This is a genomic window from Pseudomonas sp. H9, from assembly GCF_004353925.1.
Lineage (GTDB): Bacteria > Pseudomonadota > Gammaproteobacteria > Pseudomonadales > Pseudomonadaceae > Aquipseudomonas.
The window spans coordinates 41,522-56,342 of record NZ_SMOK01000003.1; the positions used below are offsets into that span (position 1 = coordinate 41,522).

14 protein-coding genes are annotated in these 14,821 nt (G+C 59.4%); 7 read left to right on the forward strand and 7 right to left on the reverse strand.

What is annotated here, in order from left to right; translation table 11 throughout:
- Positions 1-52: 52 nt before the first annotated feature.
- The gene (locus E1573_RS01020) at positions 53-964 is read left to right on the forward strand and encodes an AraC family transcriptional regulator (protein WP_133209726.1); all 912 of its coding nucleotides are present in this window, start codon (positions 53-55) and stop codon (positions 962-964) included.
- A gap of 139 nt (positions 965-1,103) precedes the next feature.
- On the forward strand, positions 1,104-2,729 hold the full coding sequence (locus tag E1573_RS01025) for a methyl-accepting chemotaxis protein (protein WP_133209728.1): 1,626 nt from the start codon (positions 1,104-1,106) through the stop codon (positions 2,727-2,729).
- A gap of 71 nt (positions 2,730-2,800) precedes the next feature.
- Here E1573_RS01025 and E1573_RS01030 read toward each other — a convergent pair whose 3' ends face one another.
- Entirely contained in the window at positions 2,801-3,154 is a 354-nt protein-coding gene (locus E1573_RS01030; protein ID WP_133209730.1) for a DUF1428 domain-containing protein, read from the reverse strand.
- A gap of 215 nt (positions 3,155-3,369) precedes the next feature.
- On the opposite strand from E1573_RS01030, the gene E1573_RS01035 reads away from it, so the two are divergent.
- The 3 genes from E1573_RS01035 to E1573_RS01045 all read left to right on the forward strand — a co-directional run bounded on the left by E1573_RS01035 (position 3,370) and on the right by E1573_RS01045 (position 5,838).
- Positions 3,370-4,926 carry a diguanylate cyclase gene (locus E1573_RS01035; protein ID WP_133209732.1) on the forward strand — a complete coding sequence of 519 codons (1,557 nt, stop codon included), beginning with the start codon at positions 3,370-3,372 and terminating at the stop codon, positions 4,924-4,926.
- A gap of 181 nt (positions 4,927-5,107) precedes the next feature.
- The gene (locus tag E1573_RS01040; protein WP_133209734.1) at positions 5,108-5,326 is read left to right on the forward strand and encodes a hypothetical protein; all 219 of its coding nucleotides are present in this window, start codon (positions 5,108-5,110) and stop codon (positions 5,324-5,326) included.
- 38 nt (positions 5,327-5,364) lie between these two features.
- Positions 5,365-5,838 (forward strand): hypothetical protein, encoded by a 474-nt coding sequence (locus E1573_RS01045; RefSeq protein ID WP_133209736.1) that lies wholly within the window; start codon positions 5,365-5,367, stop codon positions 5,836-5,838.
- 37 nt (positions 5,839-5,875) lie between these two features.
- Here the strand turns inward: E1573_RS01045 and E1573_RS01050 are convergent, their stop codons facing one another.
- The 6 genes from E1573_RS01050 to E1573_RS01080 all read right to left on the reverse strand — a co-directional run bounded on the left by E1573_RS01050 (position 5,876) and on the right by E1573_RS01080 (position 12,843).
- Positions 5,876-6,319, reverse strand: coding sequence for an NUDIX domain-containing protein (locus E1573_RS01050; protein WP_133209738.1), 444 nt, complete (start codon positions 6,317-6,319; stop codon positions 5,876-5,878).
- A 633-nt stretch (positions 6,320-6,952) separates the two neighbouring features.
- Positions 6,953-9,391 carry a TonB-dependent receptor gene (locus tag E1573_RS01060; protein WP_133209740.1) on the reverse strand — a complete coding sequence of 813 codons (2,439 nt, stop codon included), beginning with the start codon at positions 9,389-9,391 and terminating at the stop codon, positions 6,953-6,955.
- A gap of 89 nt (positions 9,392-9,480) precedes the next feature.
- On the reverse strand, positions 9,481-10,452 hold the full coding sequence (locus E1573_RS01065; RefSeq protein WP_133209742.1) for a FecR domain-containing protein: 972 nt from the start codon (positions 10,450-10,452) through the stop codon (positions 9,481-9,483).
- Complete coding sequence (locus tag E1573_RS01070; RefSeq protein ID WP_133209744.1) at positions 10,449-10,985, reverse strand: sigma-70 family RNA polymerase sigma factor; 537 nt, start codon at positions 10,983-10,985, stop codon at positions 10,449-10,451. The genes E1573_RS01065 and E1573_RS01070 overlap by 4 nt, the downstream gene beginning before the upstream one ends.
- Positions 10,986-11,135: 150 nt before the next feature.
- Complete coding sequence (locus E1573_RS01075; RefSeq protein ID WP_133209746.1) at positions 11,136-12,224, reverse strand: hypothetical protein; 1,089 nt, start codon at positions 12,222-12,224, stop codon at positions 11,136-11,138.
- Between the two features lie 268 nt (positions 12,225-12,492).
- Positions 12,493-12,843, reverse strand: coding sequence for a VOC family protein (locus E1573_RS01080; protein WP_133209748.1), 351 nt, complete (start codon positions 12,841-12,843; stop codon positions 12,493-12,495).
- Positions 12,844-12,971: 128 nt separating this feature from the next.
- Between E1573_RS01080 and E1573_RS01085 the strand changes: the two genes are divergently transcribed.
- Together E1573_RS01085 and E1573_RS01090 are read left to right on the forward strand one after the other, a co-directional pair.
- A complete protein-coding gene (locus tag E1573_RS01085; protein WP_133209750.1) occupies positions 12,972-13,883 on the forward strand; it encodes a LysR family transcriptional regulator in 912 nt (303 codons plus the stop codon).
- Positions 13,880-14,782 (forward strand): LysR family transcriptional regulator, encoded by a 903-nt coding sequence (locus E1573_RS01090; protein WP_133209752.1) that lies wholly within the window; start codon positions 13,880-13,882, stop codon positions 14,780-14,782. Before E1573_RS01085 ends, E1573_RS01090 begins: the two co-directional genes overlap by 4 nt.
- The last annotated feature ends 39 nt before the right edge of the window (positions 14,783-14,821 follow it).

A 14,821-nucleotide genomic window follows, 5' to 3' on the forward strand; every position in this document is an offset into this window, starting at 1 on the left:
TACCTTCCATATTCTAGAGTCGTTATTACTTGCTCCTGAGTCTTTCCCTTAGATGATTTCCTCCAGCCCCCTTGTCGATTGGTTATTAGAAGGCCTTGAACTGGACGCCAGCCTGTTCCATGTCGGGCGTTATTGCGGTGGTTGGCATGCCAGTACCCAAGGCCTGGCACGGGCCAGTTTTCACCTGGTGGTACAGGGCCATTGCTGGTTGCACATTGCCGGTCAGCCCCAGGCCATTGTGTTGGAAGCAGGTGACGCGGTGTTCCTGTTGCGTGACCTTGAGTACCGATTATCGGGCACTGCCGATAGTGAACTTGCCCAGCAACAACCGCGCATGAGCATGTTGCCGCTCGACAGTGAGGCCAGCGACGGCGTCGGCCTGGTCTGTGGGTTCTTCCACTTTCAGCCGGGACTGTCGTCACTGGTCATCGACAGCCTGCCCGACTGGTTGATTCTGCGTGCCGGTGACCCGGCCCTGAGTGCTGCGACTGCACTGTTCGACCTGATCCTTGCCGAATGCCAGCGTCTGCCCGCGCCCTCCTCAGCGTTGCTTGAGCGCCTCAGCCATTTGCTGTTTCTGTATGTTCTGCGTCAGCAGGTACAAGTCGACCTGCCCATGACCGGCCTGGTGTGCCTGGCACGCCATCCGCAATTCGCCACGCTGGTCGAACAGTTGATCGAACACCCCGAGCAACCCTGGCCCCTGGAAACCATGGCCGCCTGCACCGGGCTGTCGCGTTCGGCCTTCTTCAAGCGTTTCAGCGAACTGGCCGGGCAATCACCCGGGCAAGTGTTACTGGCCTTGCGCATGCGCCACGCCTGCCAGTTGCTCAAAGCCCATAACACAGTCGAACAAGTGGGCGCCGCCGTCGGCTACCAGTCCGTGGCAGCCTTTACCCGTGCCTTCAGCAAGGCCATGGGTGTGCAGCCCGGCGCCTATCGACGGCAACATGAAGGGCGTTGAGGCAAACAACGTTCGGTAATCGAACACAAGCGTGATTCGCCCCTCAAGTCCAACTGAGCAAGCTCCGATAGCAGTCCACCCGCTGCCGATTCTTCGGTGGAGCGTGGTGCTTATAACAATTAAAAGGAGTCTTGCCCGCATGTTCGCCGACCTGAAGATTCGCACCGGGATGTTCTGGGTGTTGATGCTGTTCAGCCTGACCCTGCTGTTCTCCACTGTCAGCGCCTGGCGCGCAGCGGTGGGCAGCAATCAGCAGATCACTGAGTTGGATTTCACCGCGCGCCAATCGGATCGTTTGAACAACGCCTTGCTGATGTCTATCCGTGCCAGTGCCAATGTCTCCTCAGGTTTCGTCGAGCAGAGTGGTGGCTTTCAGGACAGCTCGAACAAACGCATGGCACTGTCAGCGCAATTGATCGACAACAGTCGCGTGCTGTTCGATGAGTTGGTTAACAACAGCCAGGAACCGGCCCTCAAAGCATTGTCTGCGCAGCTGCAGAACACCTTCACCACCTACGCCAATGCCGTGACCGCGCAACGCGAAGCCACCCGGCAGAATGACCTGCAGCGCTATTTCGTTGCCAACACCGATGCCGGCAATGCTATGGCCAAGATGCAGACCCTGCGTCAGCAATTAGTGGCTGCGTTGAACGAGCGCAGTGAGCAGATCATGCGCGAATCCGGGCAACGCTTGAACTCGGCCACCACCCTGAGCTTGGCGCTGGGCCTGTTTACCCTAGTGTTGGCGGTGCTGTGCTGGGGCTTTATCGTTCGTCGCGTCCTGCGCCCGTTGCTCGAAGCCAGCCAGCACTTCAAGCGGTTTGGCCAGGACGACTTGAGCGTCACCGTGCAGGTGCACAGCCGCGACGAAATCGGCCAGCTGTTTGCCGATCTCGCCCACATGCAGAAAAGTCAGCGCGCTACCCTGGCCCAGTTCACCGCCTATGCCACGCAAGTGGCGCAAGCCGCCGAGGTACTGCACGGCGTCACCGAACACAGCGCCAACAGCCTGCGCCAGCAAGACCAGGAGCTGGAGCAGGCCGCCACCGCCGTAACGGAAATGACCACCGCTGTAGAAGAAGTCGCACGCAACGCCGTGAGCACTTCGCAAGCGGCCCATGACTCCAACCAATTGGCAGAGCAAAGCCGCCAACAGGTCAGCGATAACCTCGATGGCACTCAGGCAATGGCCAGCGAAGTGCAAACCAGCAGTGAGCGTTTGCAACAACTGGCCGGGCAGATTCGCGACATCGGCCAGGTGCTGGATGTGATCCGTTCGGTGTCGGAGCAAACCAACCTGCTCGCGCTCAATGCCGCCATTGAGGCGGCCCGTGCTGGTGAGGCCGGTCGTGGTTTTGCCGTGGTTGCCGATGAAGTGCGCACCCTCGCCTACCGCACCCAGCAATCGACTCAGGAGATCGAGCAGATGATCGCCGGCGTGCAGCAAGGTACTGAGGCCGCAGTCGCCTCGATGCAGGCCAGCACTCAACGCGCGCAGTCGACCCTGGGCATCACCCAGGCCACCGGCCAGGTACTTGAAGGGATCTACGCGGCGATCAGTCAGATCAACGAACGTAACCTGGTGATCGCCAGTGCGGCCGAAGAGCAGGCTCAGGTGGCCCGCGAGGTTGACCGCAATCTGCTGAACATCCGCGAGCTGTCGACACGCTCGGCAGAAGGCGCGCAGCAAACGCGCTCGGCCAGTCAGGGGTTGTCGGCATTGGCGGAGGAACTGACTGCGTTAGTTGGGCGGTTCAAGGTGTAAAGCGTCGCGGGGCAAGCCCGCTCCCACAGGTTCACTGCGGTGGGAGCGGGCTTGCCCCGCGATCAATCTACCTACACATCCACCAGAATATTGAACCCACCAAAAATCAACCGTTGCCCATCAAACGGCATGGGGTTCTGGTCGGGCTGTAACCGCGGATCTTCCATCATCTTTTTCATCCCGGCATCCCGCACCTCGCGCGAAGGCCAAAGGATCCAGGAAAACACCACCGTTTCGTCCGGCTTGCATTTCACCGCCATGGGAAACGAGGTCACTTTGCCGTCCGGCACATCATCGCCCCAGCACTCAATGACCCGCTGGGCACCACACTCCTTGAACACCACCGCGGCCTCCTCGGCATGCTGCTTGAACTTCTCACGGTTGGCGGTAGGTACGGCAAGCACAAAACCATCGACATAAGACATGACGTTGACTCCTGCACAGTGATTGAAGCGATCAGGTCGATCTGTGCATTAGTCGATTTCAGCAGTGTGGGATTCGACACAGCACAACAGCGTCCGACAAACGGTCGGCCACGGCAGCATGCACTCCGCCCAAGCCCGCTCTTCCCGAGTCGGTGCTACGCTTGGATGCGGGGTAAACCACAGATTGGGCGTTCCCTGCAAAAAGAGGGCGCAAGATGCGAAACAGGCCTTTGCCCATTAACTTGCGCGGGTTGATCTTCTTCGTCGTTCTACTGTCTGTGCTGGCTACCCTTGCCAACGGTTTGATCGTTGCGTATCGCGTTCAGCGAGACGCGTTGATCCACTCGGCATTGGAAGCCAATGGCGCTTATGCGGCCAAGGTGGCTTCCAGCATCAATGACTTTCTGACGGCAGCGCAAAGCCGCTTGAAGTACAGCGCAGATGTATTGGCCGCGCGCTGGAACGATCCCTCAACCCTGCGCGCCGAGGCCATGCGTTTGCAAGGTCAGGACGCCGACTTCAATTCCATCGTAATTGTCGATGCCCAAGGAACGCTGCTTCAGGCATACCCGGACACCCTGCAAATCGTCGGAGCCACGGTACGTCCCGATGACATCAAACTCATCCTTGCTCAACGTCGCCCGTTAATCAGCGCTGCCTACCCGTCGGTCGCCGGCAATCTGGTGGTGGCAATTTCTCAACCGATTTTCAATGCATCCGGACAGTTCCTGGGGGCGATTGGTGGTTCGGTGTACTTGCTCAAGCGAAGCGCGCTCAACAGCGTCATCAGCAACCACTTTCATCAAGAGGGCACGCTGGCGTTGGTGACCGACAGCAACCGACTCCTGCTGTATCACCCAGACCAGAACCGAATTGGCGCCGTGCTGGAGCACAATCAAGCCGTAGACGCAGCATTGAGTGGCCAGAGTGATTCAATGCAGTTGCGCAGCCCCGCGAACGATTTGATGTTGGCTGGCTACGCCCCGGTTCGGGCAACCCGTTGGGCCGTGGTGGTGCAGTCGCCCGCTGATCGCGCGCTTTCCACACTGCGCCAACTGCTCAAAGAAGTGCTCCAGGGCATGATTCCGGCAGGCATTATCGGTCTCGGTTTGATATTCGCAGCCACAGCACAGATCGCACGCCCCTTGCGTCAGCTGTCGTCGATTGCACACCAACTGGCAGGCGCGGAAACCGCTACACAGCTCCAGCGGGTTCATGCCTGGTACCGTGAGGCGTCAGCCATTCGCCAGGCAATGTTGACCGGCGTGCGCTTATTGCAGCAAAAACTAGGGCAATTGACTCAAGAGGCCCACAGCGACCCACTCACCAGCCTGGCCAATCGCCGGGCGATGACCGACCTCCTGGATTTGCTCGATCAAGCCGAGTCGCCATTTTCAGTGCTTGCGCTGGATATCGATCACTTCAAACAGATTAATGACGCCTTCGGGCATGACGTCGGCGACGCCGCCCTCATCTACATCGCAAACATACTCAAGCGCAACTCCAGAACCGGTGATCTGGCGTGCCGTAGTGGCGGTGAAGAATTTGCCCTGGTGTTGCCGGATACCACGCTGAAGGTGGCAATCACCATAGCCGAACGGATTCGAGAGAACGTGGCCAGCAGCGAGATTCCAGGTATAGGAACGCTTACGCTCTCCGTCGGTGTGGCCTGTCGTGATGTCGACGCCGCGACACCTGAAGCCGTGCTGAAGCTGGCCGACGAGCGCCTCTATCAAGCCAAGGCTGAAGGCCGAAATCGGGTGGTTGCTTGAACGATCAGGCACAGCCGCTGCCCTGGTGAAACACTGGATCGCAATCGGTGTCAGGCAGCAAGTCGAGTGATACCGAGAAAAGCGCGGTCAGTATCCTGGCTCCATGATATTGAAACGATATCATTGTAATAGTATGTTTCTAAAACCTTTCTGATTGCCCCACCCCCACAAGGAAGACTGCATGTCGCTCAAAGGAACGCTGATTTCGGGCTACCTCGTCATAGGCTTGATTTACACCTTGTATTCCTGGTTGTTCAGCGCCTACTCCCACGCCAGTTTCGCCTACAACCTTGGTCGAGGCCTGATCTGGCCGGCCGCCATGTTTCCTGCATTTGGCGCGTTTCTCGGCGTCATTGTCTTACTCGTGGTCATCGGCGCGATTCATTTGAATCGCCGTTAAGCCACCTGCACCCGCACACTGATCAAGGACAAAAGCTCATGAGTATGAAAAAGCTGACACTGGCTGCGTTGTTCGCTGCGGCACTGGCAGGCTGTGGCGGTAGCAAAGACAAGGCTGAGGAGCTGATTGAAGTCAGCGACCTGGGCAAGCATTACGGCACCATCGTGGAAATCGCATCGGCCGGTTACGCTCGCCAGTACCCGATGCTGGATCGCGAGCAGATTCGCAATGTCATTCGCGACAAGGTCGATCAAGACGATTTGAAAAACCAGATGGCCGAGATCTACGCCGATCACTTCGACGACGATGAACTCGACCTAATGATCCAGGCCAACAAGCACCCCGAACAAACCATGGCCATCATTCTCGGTTCAAAAGAAGGTCGCGCCCTGGCTGAGAAAGTGATGGAAGTGCAGACCACTGTTGCCCAAGACATGCAAGAGGCGATGGCGGACAGTGAAGCCGACATTATCGACGCCCTGGATGACCTGAAGGACGAACTCAAAGGTTAATCACCTTGCCCCGCGATGCGATGTGATCGGCAAATCGCTATCGCGGGGCAAGCCCGCTCCTACCATAGTTTCGGGTTTTGAGCGTTGCACGCAAGAATGCCAGTGCCCGAGAAAACACCGGGTGACAATCAGCATCCGGCAACGGGTCGAGCGCAGCCCAGAAAAATTCGAACGTGTGACCATGATCATCGAGCGTTTGATGCACCCAGTGTTCAGGCAACGGCTCGCTCACCTGACACAGGTGAAATGACCAGACCTGACCGAGATAGCCCGCGTCCCAGCACCCCAGGTCATCGACAACAGTGGCGGTTGCAATGCCAGACTCTTCCTTCAGTTCTCGCAGCGCCGCTTGCGCGGGTGTTTCGCCGTGCTCTATCGAGCCCTTGACCAATTGCACCCCGGCAAGTGGATGACGAAACAAGAGAATAGTGGGAGCTCGTGCAGGTGAGAGCACAACGGCACAAGCCTTGTTTGGGTGCATGGCGATGTCCTTATCGGTAGTGAAGGCTTAACATCATACGCTGCCGAACGGGCCGGTACCTTCTGCTCCCACTGACCACGGACCTCCAGGATGGAGCTAGCCGCGAGGCTCGATGAGCTGACCGCTTACGTCACCTTGGAGGCCTGATCATTTGCAGGCCGCACGCCATCATGTGCCTTGGCCCTGGTGAGCGCGGGTATAATGCTCGATCGCGATCCACACAACGCCGGAGCAGGCATCGAGATCCTGCGCCAGGCCGGGATTGAAGTCACCGTCGGCCTGCTCGAAGCACAGGCCCGCCAGGACCTTCACCCCCACCTGAGGGAGCGGGCTTGCCCCGCGACAGGTTACTAGGCAAAAAAGGGCAGACGGGTTAACCCGGCCACCCTACCCGCAGCGTATTACTACGCGCTGTTGTTCTGCTTCGCCTTCAGGCGGGCCAGAACATCACTACCGGTATTGGGCTTTGCAGCCGCCGTAAAACAGTTGTTCTCAGGGCAACTGACACACCGAGGCAGTTGGATTTGCTGTCGCTTCGCGTCAGATCGCAGGGCAAGCCAGCTCCCACCGGGGCTGGCTGCTTGGACAAGGGTCGCTGCGGGCAAAGCCCTACAAGACGGTACCTCCCACAATTCAGAATCGCGCGCGCAGCGCCAAATTGAAATTGCGCGGTTCGCCGTAGAAGTTCCAATAGTTGGGGTTACCCAACGTCTGGTAGTACTTCTTGTTGAACACGTTATCCAGGTTGTACTGGAGGTCGAGGTGCTTGTTGATCTCGTAGATCGCGTGCAGATTGGTCAGGTGGTAAGCATCCTGGCTGATTTTGTAGTCCTCGCCGACCTCAGTCTGGGTCATCTTGCTCTGGGCATAGAAACTGCCCCCCACGCGTAGGTTATTGAGTGCGCCCGGCAGGCGGTAATCGGTGGCAACCTTGAACAGGTGACGCGGTGATGCGCCGTTGAAGTCATCGCCCTTCTGCTGGCCACCAATGTACTTGGACTGCGTGTAGGTGTAGCCCGCCGACAGGTTCCAGTCCGGCAGGATCTCGCCATTGAGCTCCAGCTCAATACCCTTGTTGCGGACCTTGTCGGAGGCACGGTAGCAACCGTCGGGGCAGCCATCCGAGGTAATCAGCTCTGCGCGCCCGGTCTGATCGGCCTGGAAGATGGCCATCGACGTCTGCAAGCGCTTGTCGAAGAACTCGCCTTTAAGGCCGATTTCATAGTTGCTGCCGGTCATCGGCTTGAGAATACCGGTGTCGGGGTTGCGCACGTCCTGCGGTTTGAAGATCTCGGTGTAGCTGACGTACGCCGACCAGTGTTCATCCAGATCCTGCACCAGCCCGGCATATGGGGTTATCTCGCCACTCTTGGAGTAATGAAAGCGATCAGCCGGTGTACGAATGCCGTTGGTGTCGTCCAGCGTGTCGTAATTGACCCAACTCACACGGCTGCCGAGGATGAAGCGGGTGCTGTCGGTCAGGCTGAAACGGCTGGCCACATACACGCCCTTCTGCTCCTGCGAGCGGTTGTACTGCCACTGGTTGACGTTCAGGCCGGTGGGCTTGGGTGGATCGAATGCATCCAGGTTGTTCATGTCGACGATGTAGCGGTAACCGGCATCCCGGCCGCCATGGTAATCGAAGTCGTCCTTGCGCCAGTTACCGCCGACAATCAAGTCATGCTGACGGCCCAACAACTGAAACGGGCCAGTCAGGTAGCCATCGATGCTGGTCTGGGTGTCGTCATAGCGGAACAGGCGTGGGTTCAGGGTGAACAGGTCCGTGCCACCACCGGGAAAGGTGTAGTTGCCAAGGAAGTCCGACTTGGCCCAGATCTGGTTGACCGCTACCACTGCTTTCCAGTCGTTGCCGAAGCTGTGCTGAATATCGGCGAATACCGTAGTGTTGCGTTTGTCGAGGTGGTTCCAGTCACCGGTCAATGAAGTGCTGCGCGACACTGGGTAGAACGCGCCGCTTTCCTGGGTTGGCAGGCCCGACCAGTCGTAGCCTGAGTTACGCTCCTTCTGATAACTGAAGCCGAAGGTAACCATGGTCGCGTCGCTCAGGTCCGCTTCGAGGATGCCGTAAAACAGTTGGTTTTCTTTCTGCGCAGTGTCCAGGTAGCTATTGGCATTGTTGTACGAAATTACCGAACGGCCACGCAGGGTACCGGCTTCGTTCAAGGGCGATGACAGATCGACCATGGTTTTGTAGTCGTCCCAGGAACCCACCGAGGTCTCGACCAAGGCCTGTGGTTCAACGGTGGGGCGCTTGCGAATCAGGTTGATCGAGGCCGACGGGTTGCCCGCGCCTTCCATCAACCCGGTAGCGCCACGGACAATTTCGACGCGGTCGTAGATGTCGGTGTTGGGCTTGGAGATGGCGTCCATCGAGTAGGCGTTGCTGATGTTGGTCGGCACACCGTCGATCTGCAGGTTGTCCACCAGCTGGCCGCGCGCCTGGTACAGGGAGCGTTCGCCACCGTTCTTGACGATGGTGATACCCGTGGCGTTGTGCATCACGTCGTCGAGAGTCTTCATGTTCTGGTCGTCCATGCGCTGACGCGTGACCACCGTCACCGACTGTGGCGTTTCGCGCAGCGACATCGGCATCTTGAGCGCGGTGGTCGAGCGACCGGTGGCGTACGACCCGGTGCCTTCGGTCACTTCACCCAGGCCTTGGCCGCTGATGGTGGTGCTGCCCAGGGTCAGCGCGTTCGCCGCGTCATCAGCCTGACGGACCAACTGGAACTCACGCTCGCCAGTGCGCACGGCCTCAATACCACTGCCCGCCAGCATCTGTGCCAGTGCCTGCTCCGCGCTCGTGGCGTGCACCGCCCGGCTCTGTTTGTTGGCCGTCAGGGTGGCATCACCGCCGATCAGCAGGCCTGCCTGACTCGCCAACAGGTTCAACTGACGGGCCAGCGGGCCAGCTGGGATGTTGAAGGTCTGGCTCTGTGCTGCAGCAGGGGGGCCGTCGGTCTCGGCAATGGCAGCAGGGCTGGCAAGGGCCATGAGGACGGCCAGGGCAAGCGGATGACGGCGCGAGAAAGCGGTGTCGCAAGCAAGCATGAGTGAATCCTTACCGGGGTCGGATGAAGTAGCGTCATCCCACCAAGCGAGCGAGCGTCGCAAAACCAGAAAAAGAAATTCAGTTTTTTTCAACGCGCCTCGACGGCGACCCACCAAGGCAGGGTGCGCACCACGCGGATGGGCAGCGCGCGTTCAAGCATCGCCAGCGCCCGGTCAGTGTCGAGCAGCGGGTAGGTACCGACGACACGCAGGTTGTTAAGCGCAGGATCGATACCCAGATGGCCGCGACGATAGTCCCGCAGGATCTCCAACACCTGCCCCAACGGCATGTCCTCAGCCACCAGCACGCCGCGGCTCCAGTCCTGCCGCTGGGCATGCGCCGCTAGCAGCGCCCTGCCCTGCTGCGCATCGAACACCGTCATCTGCCCTGCCCCCACGGTGATCTGCCGACCGGTGTCGGCGCAGGTTGCCTGGACTGCGCCGGCAAATACGCTCAAGTTCGTCTGCAACCCTTGGTCTCGTACGCTGAAGCGTGTGCCTAACGGTTGCATCCGGCCTGCCCGCGTCATCACGTGCAGCGGGCGGGCATCGCTTGCTGTCTCAATCAGGACTTCACCGCGATACAGGCGCAACTGCCGCAGTTGCTCATCGAACGTCACGTCCAGCGCTGTCTCGCTGTTCAGCCACACCTGACTGCCATCGGCAAGCGTCAACGACTGCACCTCGCCCAGGCCGGTGCGGTAAGTGGCAAACAACGCCCGGGGCGAATCGACCCAGCCCTGCCGCCAGCTGCCCCACCCCAATAGCCCACCAGCGCCCGCCACACACAGGCTGCCGAGCAGCGCCCGGCGCGAATGGCGATCACGGCGCACCGTACTCAACACCTGATGCGCCTGCTCCGCGCTGCCGTTGTGGTAGAGGTTGCCGAAGCGCTGATTGATCCCTTCGACATACCCCCAAGCCAGGCGGTGCCGGGCATCCTCTGCCAGCCAGGCGCTCCACTTCGCCTGAATGAGCGTGTCGTCCGGCGCAGCATGCAGGCGTGCGAACCAGGCCGCTGCCGCTTGCAGCACGGCGTGGTCAAGGGCCGCCTTACTCATTTCAGCGCCCCGTCCAGCTCGACTTCCAGCAGCAGGCACTGGTACATCGCCTGCGCCAGATAGCTGTTCACGCTGCGCTCACTGACCTTCAGGTGCTCGGCAATCTCCCGCTGCTTCATGCCCTGCAATTGCGCCAGACAGAACGCCTCGGCTACCCGCTTCGGCATGCGCTCAAGCATCGCCTGCAACTGCCCTAGCGTCTCCAGGATGATTGCCTGGTGCTCCAGTGACGGCACCTGATGTTCTGGCTGGGCTGCCAGCACATCCAGATAAGCCTGTTCGAGCTGTCGTCGCCGCCAGAAATCCACGCAGGCATTGCGCGACATCCGCCCCAGGTACGCGCGGGCATGCTCGGCATCGTTGAACACACGGGGTTTGCTCAGCAAGCGGACAAATACGTCCTGGGCCAGGTCGGCCGCATCGCTGGCATTACCCAGCTTGCGTTGTAGCCACTGGCGGATCCAACCGTGGTGGGCACGGTAGAGATTCTCCAAGTCCGAGCCAAGGGCAGGCGCATCGTGCGGAACATTCATGGGGAACGAGTCTTGTATGCTAATACGAATGATTAGCAACTATACCGTTGATACTTATCGCCGGGCAATTGCACGCTCACAGGATTGGCCTATGGAGCAGGCACAAAAAAGCCGATACCCGCAACGGGTATCGGCTTTGGGGATTAGCCGTCAGGAAGCGGCGTTCAGCTCAGCTTGTTGCGCCTTGGCAGCGGAACGGCTGCGCAGCCAGCTGAAGGCAATGGCGAGAATCAGCGCAAAGCCGACGTAGCCCAGCAGCGGGTATACAGTGCCGACCAGCTTGCTGAAACCACCCAGGCTCAGGCCCAGACCGACGCATACCGTCACCGCGCTGACCAGCTTGAAGCGGCGCGTGTCCGGCTTGGCAAAGCGGGCGCTGAAGGCGAAGAACATGCCTACTGCGGTGCTGTAGATCATGCATACCAGGGCAACCGACATCACCACCGTCAGCAGTGGCGAGATACGCCCGGCAAGCGCCAGCGACGGCATTTCGATGCCTTGCAGTTGGTTGATGTTGGCGAACAAGCCGATGTTCAGCAGCAGGATCAACGCGCCCAGGCCCAAGCCACCGAGGATACCGCCGACGGCAGCAGCCTTGGGTTGTTTGGTCAAACCACCGATAACAGCCAGCATCGGGAAACCGACAGCAATGTTGAACGATGCGTACAGCAAGGCGCCGACAAACCAGTTGCCGGTGACTGTTTCGTTGTTTTCGCGAGCAACGGCGTCGAGGGTCTCAACCGAGGCGTTGTAGTTGAAGATCGAGTAAGTGGTAATGATCAGGACCATGGCCAGCAGGAACGGCATCACCGCGCTGATCAGGTTGATGATGCGGGTAACGTTCAGGCAGAGGGTGGCAACCACCAGCACGGTCATCAGAATGCCGCCAAACAACGGAGGCAGGTTGTACTCCTGGGAGAAGATCGAACCGCTGCCGGCCAGCATCACCACACCGACGCCGTACAGGAAGAACGACAGCACCACGTCGACGACCAAGCCGACACGAGTGCCGAACAATCGGTAGAGAACTTCCTTGTGTGAGTTCGCTTGCATCTGCGAACTCATCCGAGCGATCTGCATGCCGAGGAAGGCAAACAACACACCGCTCACCAGAGTGCCAACAATGCCGATAAGCCCATAGCCGGTGAAGAATTGCAGCACCTCCTGTCCTGAGGCAAAGCCGCCGCCGATAACTACAGACATGTAAGCAAGCGCAATCTGGATAGATTGTTTATTCATTACACTTCATCTCGTTCTTAGACTTATTAGTTGCATGGAAAAGAGAGGCAAATCCTGTCCTCTTTTTCCGCATCGCGAACGTCTGCCTGGCTACACGGCAAGGCTCTGGCCTGCGGGTTCGTGCAGGTAGGCAGACGCAAGGCGCAGTATAGGAAGAGTGCGCCAGTTGTTTTGACTGAATATGCAGCAAAAACCGGCGGAAAATACCGCAGAAAGAAACTTTGCACTACAAGTTTCTCGAAACAAGTAAAAGTAACCGCAAATTTTTCTACATTTTGTTACAACTTAATTGCGTAAACGCCAGGTAATAGCCATTGCAATCGCGAATACCAAACTCTCTTGAGCCGTAGGGCATGTCTTGCAGCGGCCAGGCAATAACGGCTTTTTCTTTGACAGACTCAAAGTAGCGATCGACCTGTGGGATCGCACAATAAATGGTGCCCGTACACCCGACAGCGCTGCCCCACAGGTCATCCCGGGTGAAGATCAGGCGGCAATCCTCCAGTTGCACCGTCAGCGTTGCATCCTGTGAGTCGCTGACCGTGAAGCCGAGCGTGTCACGGTAGTAGACGCGGGTGCTTTGCAGGTCTGTGCTGCGCAGCAGCAAGGTGATTGGCATGTTGATCTCCGGCGGTGCTAAGTTTGCTCGACCCTGGTGAGTAGGAGCGGGCTTGCCCCGCGATACAGGGTATCTGACAAATCGCTATCGCGGGGCAAGCCCGCTCCTACTGCAAGGTGGCAGTGACTGTGGATAGATTTCAGGAAATGAAAGTGCTGCTGGCCGTGGCCGAAGCCGAAAGCTTTGCTGGTGGTGCAAAGCTGCTGGGCATGTCGCCCCCCAGTGTGACCCGGGTCATTGCCGGCCTGGAAAATCGCCTCGGCACCCTGTTGCTGGCACGAACCACACGCAGCCTGCGCATGACGGAGGCCGGCCGACGGTATGTGGAGGACTGCAAGCGCATCCTGCTGGACCTGCAAGAAGCCGAGGAGTTGGCCAGCGGCAGCAGCGTTCGCGCACGAGGCAACCTGACGGTCACCGCCCCGGTGATGTTCGGCGAGCTGTACATGATTCCCTTGATCACCGAGTACCTGGCCGACCACCCGCAGGTGTCGATCAACGCCATGCTGGTGGACCGCCTGGTGAGTATGGTCGATGAAGGCCTGGACGTTGCCATCCGCATTGGCCCCTTGGCCGATACCGGCCTGCACGCGGTGAAGGTCGGGCAGATCCGTCCAGTCATTTGCGCTGCTCCGAGCTTTCTCGATCGGGTCGGCAGGCCGCAAACACCCAAGGACGTGATGGCCGCCCCGGTGGTGATGTCTTCGGCCAGCAGCCTGCTGACCGACTGGCAGTTTCAGGTGAACGGCGACACGCTGACGCTGCACCCCGAACCGCGCTTGCTGGTCAGTTCCAATCAAGCCGCGATCAATGCCGCACGCATGGGCTGGGGGTTCACCCGCGTACTGTCGTATCAAGCTGCCGATGCGGTGACCAAAGGCGAGCTGGAAATCGTCCTTGAGACCTACGAGACCCGCGCAATACCCGTGCACATCTTGTATCAAGGCGGCAAACGCGTTCCTGCCAAGGTACGCACCTTCGTCGACCATTGCGCCAGGCACTTCTTGCAAGACCCGGCGCTGCAAGCGCCCACAGCATGAATCGCTTCCGTGAACTGCAAACCTTTGCAGCCGTGGTACAAACCGGTAGCCTGGCCGCCGCCGCGCGGCAGCTTGAAGTGTCACCCGCGACCGTTATGCGCACCCTGGCGTCTCTGGAGGCGCGGCTGAACAATCGGCTGTTGATACGCGGGCCTCGTGGTGTTGAGCTGAGCCCCGCCGGCGAGCAGTTTGCCCAGAGCTGTCGCTACATTCTGGAGCAAACCGAAGTGGCCGAACGCTCGGCTGCCGGGGTACATGCCTGCCCCGGCGGGAAGCTGACTGTCTCGTTACCCTTGCTGATGGAGCATCAGATACTCACGCCCATCGCCGTTGCTTACCTGGCCGCTTACCCCGACGTATACCTCGCCACCCAGGCAGGTGAAGGTGTGCCCAAGCTGCTGGAGGAAGGCATTGATGTCGCATTGGTCGTCGGCCAACTGCCAAGTTCCTCTGAATTCGCCCTGCCGCTGGGGGTGGTCCGGCCGATGGTCTGCGCCGCCCCCGACTACTTGGCCCGCTGGGGACGACCGGCCACACCCGACGCCCTCAAGCACCACCGCACGGTGCTGACAACTTCGCCAGGCTATGAAGCGCACTGGCGCTTTACCTGCGACGGCACCCCTCGCCTGGTCAAACCTGTACCGACACTGACCTGCACAACCCAAGGCGCAGCGATCAAAGCCGCCACCCTTGGGCTTGGCCTGATTCGCTGCATGAACTATGAAGCTCATGATGAACTGCAGCGTGGCCTGCTTGAGCCGGTGCTGCAGGACGTTGCCGGCCCGGCCCTCCCCGTGCAGTTGATTTACCGCCATGGCCGCCGGGCCGAGGCGCGCGTGCGAAGCTTCATCGACTTCGCCACCCCCAGGCTGCGTGCCCACCCGGCTTTTAGCGCCTGATACCACTGTTTCAGAAAACGAAATTATGGATTGCTCGGC

Bases quoted from the DNA above. Each gene is read 5' to 3' on its own strand.
- E1573_RS01020 (WP_133209726.1), top strand. From the start codon at position 53: ATGATTTCCTCCAGCCCCCTTGTCGATTGGTTATTAGAAGGCCTTGAA.
- E1573_RS01050 (WP_133209738.1), bottom strand. From the start codon at position 6,319: ATGCACCCAAACAAGGCTTGTGCCGTTGTGCTCTCACCTGCACGAGCT.
- E1573_RS01030 (WP_133209730.1), bottom strand. From the start codon at position 3,154: ATGTCTTATGTCGATGGTTTTGTGCTTGCCGTACCTACCGCCAACCGT.
- E1573_RS01045 (WP_133209736.1), top strand. From the start codon at position 5,365: ATGAGTATGAAAAAGCTGACACTGGCTGCGTTGTTCGCTGCGGCACTG.
- E1573_RS01040 (WP_133209734.1), top strand. From the start codon at position 5,108: ATGTCGCTCAAAGGAACGCTGATTTCGGGCTACCTCGTCATAGGCTTG.
- E1573_RS01035 (WP_133209732.1), top strand. From the start codon at position 3,370: ATGCGAAACAGGCCTTTGCCCATTAACTTGCGCGGGTTGATCTTCTTC.
- E1573_RS01075 (WP_133209746.1), bottom strand. From the start codon at position 12,224: ATGAATAAACAATCTATCCAGATTGCGCTTGCTTACATGTCTGTAGTT.
- E1573_RS01070 (WP_133209744.1), bottom strand. From the start codon at position 10,985: ATGAATGTTCCGCACGATGCGCCTGCCCTTGGCTCGGACTTGGAGAAT.
- E1573_RS01065 (WP_133209742.1), bottom strand. From the start codon at position 10,452: ATGAGTAAGGCGGCCCTTGACCACGCCGTGCTGCAAGCGGCAGCGGCC.
- E1573_RS01060 (WP_133209740.1), bottom strand. From the start codon at position 9,391: ATGCTTGCTTGCGACACCGCTTTCTCGCGCCGTCATCCGCTTGCCCTG.
- E1573_RS01090 (WP_133209752.1), top strand. From the start codon at position 13,880: ATGAATCGCTTCCGTGAACTGCAAACCTTTGCAGCCGTGGTACAAACC.
- E1573_RS01080 (WP_133209748.1), bottom strand. From the start codon at position 12,843: ATGCCAATCACCTTGCTGCTGCGCAGCACAGACCTGCAAAGCACCCGC.
- E1573_RS01025 (WP_133209728.1), top strand. From the start codon at position 1,104: ATGTTCGCCGACCTGAAGATTCGCACCGGGATGTTCTGGGTGTTGATG.